At 65.8% G+C, this 7,871-nt stretch carries 4 protein-coding genes; all 4 read left to right on the forward strand.

The genetic code is table 11. The annotated features are described in order from the left end of the window. Positions 1 to 40: 40 nt before the first annotated feature. The 4 genes from ACODSP_RS24635 (at position 41) to thpR (ending at position 7,573) form a co-directional block, all read left to right on the forward strand. Positions 41 to 2,743 carry a TIGR02302 family protein gene (locus ACODSP_RS24635; protein WP_488968177.1) on the forward strand — a complete coding sequence of 901 codons (2,703 nt, stop codon included), beginning with the start codon at positions 41 to 43 and terminating at the stop codon, positions 2,741 to 2,743. Between the two features lie 190 nt (positions 2,744 to 2,933). Continuing rightward, a complete protein-coding gene (polA, locus tag ACODSP_RS24640; RefSeq protein ID WP_488968178.1) occupies positions 2,934 to 5,849 on the forward strand; it encodes a DNA polymerase I in 2,916 nt (971 codons plus the stop codon). 121 nt (positions 5,850 to 5,970) lie between these two features. Then, the gene (locus ACODSP_RS24645) at positions 5,971 to 7,011 is read left to right on the forward strand and encodes an aldo/keto reductase (RefSeq protein ID WP_488968179.1); all 1,041 of its coding nucleotides are present in this window, start codon (positions 5,971 to 5,973) and stop codon (positions 7,009 to 7,011) included. Continuing rightward, complete coding sequence (gene thpR, locus ACODSP_RS24650; protein WP_488968180.1) at positions 6,983 to 7,573, forward strand: RNA 2',3'-cyclic phosphodiesterase; 591 nt, start codon at positions 6,983 to 6,985, stop codon at positions 7,571 to 7,573. The genes ACODSP_RS24645 and thpR overlap by 29 nt, the downstream gene beginning before the upstream one ends. The last annotated feature ends 298 nt before the right edge of the window (positions 7,574 to 7,871 follow it).

Raw genomic sequence — 7,871 nt, forward strand, 5'->3', positions numbered from 1 at the left:
GGGTAGGCTGTCGGTCAGACTTGTAAGGTGTGAACGACAGATGCCGCCCCGCCCCGCCCCGCCCCGTGATCCCGGCCCGCGTCCCGCCGGCCAGAGTCCCGCCCGGACGCTGGCCGCGCGGCTGCGGTCGCTGCTGGGCCGCTATCGGGTGGGATCGGTGCAGGTGCCGGCCAAGGCACCCCTGCCGGGCGATGCCGGCAGCCGGCCCCTGAAACTGGCCCGCGCCATCCTGTGGTGGGAGGCGCTGTGGCCCCCGTTCTGGCGACCCTTGTCGCTGCTGGGCCTGTTCCTGGCCGTGGCCTGGATGGGCCTGTTCGTGCATCTGTCACCCTGGCTGCATGTGCCGCTGCTGCTGCTCATGCTGGGTGGGGTCGGTTATCTGGTGCGGCAAGGGCTGCGATCGCTGTACCTGCCGACGGAGGCGGATGCCCGCCGCCGCCTGGAACGCGACAGCGGGCTGGTACACCGTCCCCTGTCACAATTGCAGGATGGCATCGCTGGCGGGGCCGGTGATCCGCTGGCCCATGCGCTGTGGCGGCTGGCGCAGGAACGGGCGAAGGGGCAGTCGCGGGATTTGCGCGTCGACCTGCCCGACAGCGATCTGGTCAAGCGGGACCCCTGGGCCCTGCGCGTCGCCGTCGCGCTTCTGATGGTGGTGGGGGCGACGGTCGGCTGGGGCGATCTGGGCGGGCGTACTTTGAGTGCCTTTGTGCCTTCCATCGGACTGGGGGGTGTGTTCACGCCCACCCGCCTGGATGCCTGGGCCACGCCGCCGGATTATACCGGGCAGCCGCCCGTGTTCCTGACGGGCCTGAAACCCGCAAATGCGGCGGATGACGGGACGGAAGAGGGGGAGAAAAAACCCCTGTTCCTGCCGGCGGGAACCAAGCTGGTGGTGCGGCTTGATGGCGGGCTGGGCACGCCGACCTTGCGCGCCAACAACCAGGATGTGGATTTCCAGCCTGTGGCTGGTGGCGGCCATCAGGTGGAACTGGCCCTGACCGAGGGGGAAGGGGTCTCTGTGCGGCAGTTCGGGCGGGAGGTGGCGTCCTGGCCCATCCGTCTGATCCCCGACCAACCGCCGGGAATCGCGTTTCGCACCCCCCCGGCGGCCACCGAACGCAATGCGCTGCGCATCGATTATACCGGGGCCGATGATTACGGCATCCATGCCGTCACGGCGACGGTAACGCTGGCCACCGACCTGCCCATGGGCATCGACAAGACGCCCTTCGATCTGCCTTTGCCTGTCCCGGCCAAGAACAAGCGGGAGATTGCGGGCACTGGCTATCACGATCTGTCGGGCCATCCCTGGGCCGGCATGCCGGTGACGGTCCGCCTGCGCGCCACCGATGGCGCCGGGCAGGTGTCGCAGAGTGCCGAACAGGCCATCACCCTGCCGGAGCGGCATTTCAAGCACCCCGTGGCCCGCGCCATCATCGAACAGCGCAAGACCCTGATCCTGATGGGGGACACGGTGCGTCCGCTGGTGGGCCGTGCCCTGCATGACCTGTCGGTGAACCTGGACGGTTACAATGGCGATCCGCTGGCCTTCCTGGCGCTGCGCAGCGCGGTGGGCCGCCTGATGCGCAATGCCGGGCCGGACACGGTGCCCAGTTCCATCGCCATGCTGTGGGATGTGGCCCTGCGTATCGAGGATGGGAACCTGTCACTGGCCGAACGTGAGTTGCGCGATGCGCAGAAGGCGCTGATGGAGGCGCTGGACCGCAACGCCCCGGCGGAAGAGATTGATCAGGCCATGCAGCGCCTGGAGCAGGCCATGCGCGATTTCATGGATGCGCTGGAACAGCAGGAAGCCAAGAACCCGCAGGCCCAGAATCAGCCGCAGAACCAGGGCGAACCCGACCCCAATGCCCAATCCATGAGCCGGGACGAGGTGGAGGACATGGTACGCCAGATGCGCGATCTGGCCGCATCCGGCAATCATGAGGCGGCGCGGGAGATGCTGTCGCAGCTCCAGCAGATGATGGAAAATCTTCAGAACGGGCAGCCGCCACCGCAGCAGGATGCGGAGGCGAACCAGCAGGGCAAGGCGCTGGCCGAACTGAACCAGAAGCTGCGGGAAGTTCAGAAGCAGCAGCAGCAATTGATGGATGACACCTTCACCCGTCAGCAGGAACAGTTTGATGGGGCCGGGGAGTTGCCCCCGAACCAGATGCCGGGCCTTTCCATGCCCAACCGCCAGAGCCGCCGCCCCGGTGACCAGGGCGCGCAGCAGGGCAAGGCGGATGCCCATGCCGGCGCCATGGCGGGTAAGCAAGAAGAGTTGCGCGGTGAGTTGGGCGACATCATGCGCCGGCTGGGTGAGATGGGGGGCGAAATCCCCCGTCCCCTGGGTCGGGCCGAACGCGCCATGAAGGAGGCCACCGACGCCCTGCGCAGCGGTGCCCCGGATCAGGCCGTGGCCTCACAGGGGGAGGCGCTGGAACAGCTGCAGCAGACGCTGAAATCCATGCAGGAACAGATGGCGAAGGCCAGCCCCGGACAGGCCGGCGGCCAGCGCAACCGCACGGGCCGGCAGCAGGGCCGCGACCCGCTGGGCCGCCCGCTGCCCGGTTCCGGCACCCTGGACGGGGAAGAGGTGAAAATCCCCGCCGAGGCCGACATGCAGCGCGCCCGCCAGATCCTGGAGGAACTGCGCCGCCGCGCCGGGGAACAGAACCGGCCCAAGGCGGAGCGGGATTACATCGACCGTCTGCTGGACCGGTTCAAACGTTATTGAACGACGGCGGGGTTTCCGCGGATTACGGCTGATGCCTAATCCGCGCTACGCCATTGCGCCGCCCCTTTGGTAGCGCGGATTAGCGAAGCGTAATCCGCGGAGCGACGGCAGGTTTCTACAGTCTCGACATCCCGGCCCCGTTGCGCCATGTTCCGTCCCCTAGAACACAGCCGGAACGACAGGCCGCCCCATGCCGACCGATAGCGCCCCCAGCACCGCCCTTCCGCCGGCCGACGGCACGCCGCTTTATCTGGTGGATGGGTCGGGCTTCATCTTTCGGGCCTATCACGCGCTGCCGCCGCTGAACCGGCCCGACGGGACGCCGGTGAATGCCGTCATGGGCTTCACCAATATGCTGATGCGGCTGCTGGCAGAGCTGAAGGCCGATGCGGTGGCCATCATCTTTGACAGCAAGCGCCTGAATTTCCGCAATGATTTCTACCCCGACTACAAGGCCCACCGCCCCGACCCGCCGGAGGATCTGCGCCCCCAGTTCGCGATCATCCGCGAGGCGGTGGAGGCCTTCAACCTGCCCTGTATCGAGCTGGAAGGGTTTGAGGCCGACGATCTGATCGCGACATATGCCCGGCAGGCCCGCGCCCTGGGTCGGCCCGTCACCATCGTGTCGTCGGACAAGGACCTGATGCAGCTTGTGGATGACGGCATCCGCATGCTGGACCCGATGAAGAACAAGATGATCGGGCCGGACGAGGTGTTTGAGAAGTTTGGCGTGGCGCCCGACAAGGTGGTGGATGTGCAGGCCCTGGCCGGCGACAGCGTCGATAATGTCCCTGGCGTGCCCGGCATCGGCATCAAGACGGCGGCGCAGTTGATCACCGAATATGGCTCGCTGGAAGCGCTACTGGAGCGGGCGGGGGAGATCAAGCAGGCCGGGCGCCGGCAGAAACTGATCGAGAATGCCGATCTGGCCCGCATTTCCAAGCGGCTGGTCAAGCTGGAAGAAAACGCCCCTGTACCGGTGCCGGTGGAAGAGCTGAAGGTGCGGGAGCCGGATGTGAACCGGCTGCTGTCCTGGCTGGGTGTGCAGGGCTTCCGGTCGATCATTGCCAAGGTGAAGGCGGAAATCGCCGCCGACGGGACCCTGGCCGATGGGGCCGCCATCCAGGCCGCCGCCGGCGGTGGCGGGGAACAGCAGCGCCGCGACCTGCGCGCCGCCCTGGATGGCCGTTCCTTTGCCCCGGCTACGACCCCGGTGGAGGCACGGGCCGATGCCCATATCCCCCGGCCGGACAAGGTTGAGCATCTGCTGGTCGACACGGAGGAGGCGCTGGCCGCCTGGGTGGCCGAAGGCATGGAGGCCGGGGTCGTTGCCGTCGACACCGAAACCGATGGCCTGACGCCCATGCGCGCCAATCTGGTAGGTATCTCGCTGTCCACCCGACCGGGCCGTGCCTGTTACATCCCCCTTGCCCATATCGATCCGTCCACGCCCAAGGAAGGGGCGGGCGGCCTGGATTTCGGCGATGGCGCGCCGCCGCCCAAACAGGTGCCGCTGGCCCGCGCGCTGGCGATCCTGAAGCCGCTCCTGGAACATCCGGGCGTGCTGAAGGTCGGGCACAATATCAAGTTCGATTGGCAGATGTTCGCCAAGCATGGCGTCACGGTCGCACCCATCGACGACACGATGTTGCGCTCCTACGTCATTGGCGGCGGGCGGCATGGCCATGGCATGGATGAGCTGGCGCAGCGCCATCTGGGCGTCACCACCATCTCCTTTGATGAGGTGACGGGCACCGGCAAGAACCGTATCACCTTTGACCGCGTGCCACTGGACAAGGCCACGTCCTATGCCGCAGAGGATGCGGACATCACCCTGCGTCTCTGGCATGTGCTGCGCCATGATGTGCTGGCCGACCGGATGGTGACGGTTTACGAGACGATTGAGCGTCCCCTGGTGCCGGTGGTCGCGAAGATGGAGATGGAGGGCGTGCTGGTTGACCGGCAGGTCCTGAAAGAGCTGTCCAACGATTTCGCCAAGCGGCTGGTGGAACTGGAAGCTGAAATCCATGTCCTGGCTGGCCGCACCTTCAATGTCGGCAGCCCCAAGCAGCTGGGCGAGATTCTGTTTGATGAGATGAAGCTGTCGGGCGGCAAGAAATCATCCAAGACCGGCGCCTGGTCCACCGACAGTTCGGTGCTGGAGGAACTGGCCGATCTGGGCATTCCCATCTGCCAGAAGGTCATGGACTGGCGGCAATTCGCCAAGCTGAAATCGACCTACACGGACACGCTGGGCGAACAGATCAATCCCGGCACGGGCCGCGTCCATACCAGCTTCGCGCTGGCCGCCACCTCCACGGGCCGCCTGTCCTCGACCGACCCCAACCTGCAGAACATCCCCATCCGCACGGAAGAAGGGCGGAAGATCCGCCGCGCCTTCGTGGCGGCCCCCGGCAACCGCATCATGTCGGTGGATTACAGCCAGATCGAACTGCGTATCGTCGCGGAAATGGCGGGCATCCCGGCCCTGCGCCAGGCCTTCCGCGATGGCATCGACATCCATGCCATGACGGCGAGCCAGGTGTTCAACGTGCCGCTGGACCAGATGACGTCGGAGATTCGCCGCCGGGCCAAGGCCATCAATTTCGGCATCATCTATGGCATTTCCAGCTTCGGCCTGTCGCGCCAGCTGGGTATTGCTGCTGGCGAGGCCGGGGCCTTCATCAAGGCCTATTTTGAACGGTTCCCCGAGCTTCAGGCCTATATGGAAAAGACCAAGGCCGAGGCGGCGCGCGACGGCTATGTCCGCACCCTGCTGGGCCGCAAATGCTGGATACAGGGCATCCAGGAAAAGGGCGCGCGCAAGGCCTATGCGGAGCGTCAGGCCATCAACGCCCCCATCCAAGGGACCGCCGCCGACATCATCAAGCTGGCCATGATCAAGCTGCCGGGCGCGCTGGCCGAGGCAGGGTTGAAGGCACGGATGCTGTTGCAGGTGCATGACGAACTGCTGTTCGAGGTGCCCGACGCGGAGGTGGAGGCCACATCCGCCCTGGTCCGCCGGGTGATGGAAGGGGCCGCCGATATCGGCATCCCGCTGGTGGCGGAAGCCGGCGTCGGCCTGTCCTGGGCCGAGGCGCATTGAGGTTTGGGCCGTCGTTCGTAGCGCGGATTAGCGAAGCGTAATCCGCGGTGCAACGGCGCCGGGTTTTCGCGGATTACGCTCACGCTAATCCGCGCTACGTTTTGGGATTGAGGATAAACTGATGACCCTTCGCCGCCTTGGCCGCACCGACCTGATGGTTCCCGCCCTCTGCCTGGGCACCATGACCTGGGGCCGGCAGAACAGCCCGGAAGAGGGTTTCGCCCAGATGGATATGGCGCTGGATCGCGGCCTGTTCTTCTGGGACACGGCGGAGATGTATTCCGCGCCGCCCATCGCCGCCACCTGTGGCCGCACGGAAGAGATTATTGGCGAGTGGTTCGCGCGGACGGGCCGCCGCAATGAGGTGCTGCTGGCCAGCAAGGTGGTGGGTGACGGGTCGGGCATGGATTACCTGCGCGGTGGCAAGGCGCGCGCCGACCGGAAAAACATCACGGAGGCGGTGGAGGCCAGTCTGAAGCGCCTGCGCACCGACCATATCGACCTGTATCAGTTGCACTGGCCCGACCGGCAGGCCGACCGCTTTGGCCGCACCGTGGCCCATCCGGCAGCCCAGCCGGGTGAGGTGCCGATTGAGGAGACGCTGGCGGTCTTTGCCGACCTGATCAAGGCCGGCAAAATCCGGCATGTTGGCGTGTCGAACGAAACGCCCTGGGGCACCATGCGCTATGTCGCCGCTGCCGACCATCTGGGCCTGCCACGTATCGCCAGCATCCAGAACCCCTATTCCCTGCTGAACCGCACGTTCGAGATGGGGCTGTCGGAGGTGGCGCTGCGCGAGGATGTGTCGATGCTGGCCTATTCGCCGCTGGCCGCCGGGACCCTGACGGGCAAGTATCTGGATGGCGCCTTGCCGGCGGGATCACGCCGTACCGTCGATCATCGCAAGTCGCGCTATGACCTGCCGCGTGGTGATGTGGCGACGCGCGACTATCTGACCATTGCCCGCGACCATGGGCTGGACCCCGCCGCCATGGCCATCGCCTTTGTCGTCTCCCGCTCCTTCGTGACCAGCACGATCATCGGGGCCACCAGCATGGACCATCTTAAGGTCGCCATTGATGCCGGCTCGCTGACCCTGTCGGCGGAGGTGCTGGCCGCCCTGGATGCCGTCCATGCCGCCAATCCCAACCCCTGCCCTTGAAGTGAAGGCCATGCTGCGTCTGTTCGTCGGGATACCGATGCCGGAGGCGGTGGTGGAACGGCTGTCCAGCCTGGCCCACGGCCTGCCCGGTGCCCGCTGGGTGCCGCCGGAGAATTATCACCTGACCCTGCGTTTCCTGGGGGAGATTGACGAGGGCACGGCCCATGATGTGGATGAGGCGTTGGACCTTGTCACCGGCCCTTCCTTCCCGCTGACCCTGTCCGGCCTGGGCAGTTTCGGCAGCGGGCACAAGCAGCATGCGCTGTGGGCCGGGTTGGCGGACAGCGACCCGCTTCTGCACCTTCAGGCCAAGGTTGAATCCGCCCTGGTCCGGTCAGGTCAGCCCCCGGAACAGCGCAAATACAGCCCGCATGTGACCCTGGCCTATCTGAAGGACACGCCGCCGGCCAAGTTGGCAAACTATATGGGGGCCAACGGCTTGTTCCAGGCGGGGCCGTTCACGGTGGACCGTTACTGCCTTTATGAAAGCGTCCTGGGCAAGTCGGGTGCGACCTATCACATCCTGCAGGAATACCCGCTGGGGGGATGGGACGGTTCGTAGCGCGGATTAGGCGTCAGCCGTAATCCGCGGGTACCCGGTCGCGTCGTTCCGTGGATTATGCTTACGCTAGAGCGGTTATACATTGACTGTAAGCACCCCCTATCGTCATCCCCGCGAAAGCGGGGACCCAGCGAGAGCAGCGATTAGCTGCGACATGACTATATCGGCGCTGACCGCGCCTCACGCTGGGTCCCCGCTTTCGCGGGGATGACGGGGGAAATGCGATTCCGGTTACAAAAAAGGCGCGCTAGAGCGGGATGAATTTAGGTTGAATCGCAAGGGGATACCCAACGGCTTG

Source organism: Niveispirillum sp. FG156, assembly GCF_057809555.1.